This window comes from Oleiphilus sp. HI0067 (assembly GCF_001635735.1).
The window spans coordinates 1-1321 of record NZ_LWFI01000886.1 but is presented as its reverse complement, the minus strand read 5'-3'; the positions used below and the strand labels follow the sequence as shown (position 1 = coordinate 1321).

General features: G+C 42.1%; 2 protein-coding genes and 1 pseudogene. All 3 read right to left on the bottom strand.

All coding sequences use genetic code 11. The features are described from left to right. Positions 1-228, bottom strand: a 228-nt coding sequence (locus A3739_RS10020) for a GlsB/YeaQ/YmgE family stress response membrane protein (protein WP_068501187.1), incomplete at its 3' end; no start/stop codon positions are given. A 104-nt stretch (positions 229-332) separates the two neighbouring features. After that, complete coding sequence (locus tag A3739_RS10015; protein WP_068480327.1) at positions 333-599, bottom strand: hypothetical protein; 267 nt, start codon at positions 597-599, stop codon at positions 333-335. Positions 600-608: 9 nt separating this feature from the next. After that, positions 609-1321, bottom strand: a pseudogene (locus tag A3739_RS29885) (hypothetical protein); the annotation flags it as partial.

Genomic DNA, 1321 nt, shown 5'->3' with positions numbered 1-1321 from the left:
GACTGCAAGCAGGATGACGGCACCTAAGGTGGCGCTAACGATCGAACCTAAAATTCCACCGGCGTACAAGCCAAGGAGTTGCAGTACGAAACTGCCTATGAATGCGCCAACAATACCAACAACTATATTTCCAACTAAGCCAAACCCTATGCCTTTCATAATTTGGCCTGCTAGCCAACCCGCGATCGCGCCGATTAAAAGTGCAAGTACTAATGCCTGAACGTCCATACTAAGCTCCAAATCGTGTGTATGCGTCAGTGACTGTAGTACGTAAAACTATGCTGCGTGCATATTTTTGTCATCGATTGAAAGCAATTGTTGCCCTCGTTTTTCTAGAAAAAGAAGGAGGCAGCGGCTGTCGCCAGTACGCCGCACCATACGATACAAACGAGTGTCGCGATGAGTCGTCGTGATGGCTGATTAGTTGGATTGATGACAAATTTGATGCCGAAGCCTAAAGGCAGTAAAAGCAATGCAAACAGTATGCTTTTAATCAGCATGGGCTGCTCTGTTGTATCGAAAAAGAAAAGAGCAACTAGGCAAACAAGCCCTATGAGCTGTATGGCGCGATCTTTTGGTGTTTGTTTCGCTTGTTTCATAGATGCATTTTACTCAAGTTTTGTAAGTTTATGGATGCGCAATTGGTTCAATTTTAGTTGATCTGATTTAAGCAGAAAGCGGAGCAGTATAAAGTAAATATCTAGATCAAAATGCGCTTTATTCTCTGCATTGTTTTCGTGTTGATGAGCTTGAATTTCTGTCCCAATATGCGCTTTTAAGGGAACATAACCACGCTCTCTTAATTCTTCTTCTGATTCAATTTTGCCTAGATATTGCCATTGATCGATTAAGTGAAAGTGTTTGAATTCGTCATCATTTACGTCGTTTTCTTCCACGAGTATCGGCGTATCAAATGGCCATAAAACAAGTTGATGTTTATTCATCGCTACATCGATACGAGCATTATAGTCTTCGGCAGATTCAATTCCTTCGCATGCACCGAAGCAGCGATGTAATTGGCGTCTAAAACAGGGAGTGTTATCGAGCGGATTGCCCTCTAAACCAAGCAACTTGTAACAAAGAAAATAGTGATCTGCGAGTTTCTCTAATTGCTTGCTAGCCTGACGAGCGCTCCGGAATAGTCCCGCACTCTCATCTGGTTTTTGTTTACTGTTTATTTGTTGGGTGAGGACGGTTTTATAACCCTTTGAATTTTGTTCAATTTGAAAGCTATAAAGTTTTCTAGTACGTCGAAGCCTTCTGTTATAAAGCGGCGATAATGCTTTTATCTCATTGCTCTCGAGAATTTGTGCGCCGAAAT